This is a genomic window from Actinoplanes rectilineatus, from assembly GCF_000962825.1.
GTDB lineage: Bacteria > Actinomycetota > Actinomycetes > Mycobacteriales > Micromonosporaceae > Actinoplanes > Actinoplanes rectilineatus.
On sequence record NZ_JZKF01000222.1, the window covers coordinates 1 to 817 of the forward strand.

The 817-nt window shown below is 54.7% G+C and carries 1 rRNA gene; it reads left to right on the plus strand.

Annotated elements, in window-relative coordinates:
- Positions 1–817, plus strand: a 23S ribosomal RNA gene (locus WH85_RS49775); the annotation flags it as partial.

The following is an 817-nucleotide window of genomic DNA, read 5'->3' on the forward strand; positions in this document are numbered from 1 at the left end:
TTCCCGAGTAGCAGCGGACTCCTAGAATCTGCTGTGAATCTGCCAGGACCACCTGGTAAGGCTGAATACTTCCTGGTGACCGATAGCGGACTAGTACCGTGAGGGAATGGTGAAAAGTACCCCGGGAGGGGAGTGAAATAGTACCTGAAACCGTTCGCCTACAATCCGTCAGAGCCTTTTGGGGTGATGGCGTGCCTTTTGAAGAATGAGCCTGCGAGTTAGTGGCATGTGGCGAGGTTAACCCGTGTGGGGTAGCCGTAGCGAAAGCGAGTCTGAATAGGGCGTTTTTAGTCGCATGTTCTAGACCCGAAGCGGAGTGATCTAGCCATGGGCAGGTTGAAGCGTGGGTAAGACTACGTGGAGGACCGAACCCACCAACGTTGAAAAGTTGGGGGATGACCTGTGGTTAGGGGTGAAAGGCCAATCAAACTCCGTGATAGCTGGTTCTCCCCGAAATGCATTTAGGTGCAGCGTCGCGTGTTTCTTGCCGGAGGTAGAGCACTGGATGGTCTAGGGGGCCCACAAGCTTACTGAAATCAGCCAAACTCCGAATGCCGGTAAGTGAGAGCGCGGCAGTGAGACTGCGGGGGATAAGCTTCGTAGTCGAGAGGGAAACAGCCCAGATCGCCAGCTAAGGCCCCTAAGCGTGTGCTAAGTGGAAAAGGATGTGGGATCGCAGTGACAACCAGGAGGTTGGCTTAGAAGCAGCCACCCTTTAAAGAGTGCGTAATAGCTCACTGGTCAAGTGGTTCTGCGCCGACAATGTAGCGGGGCTCAAGCACACCGCCGAAGCTGTGGCATTCACACTTTACCCCGC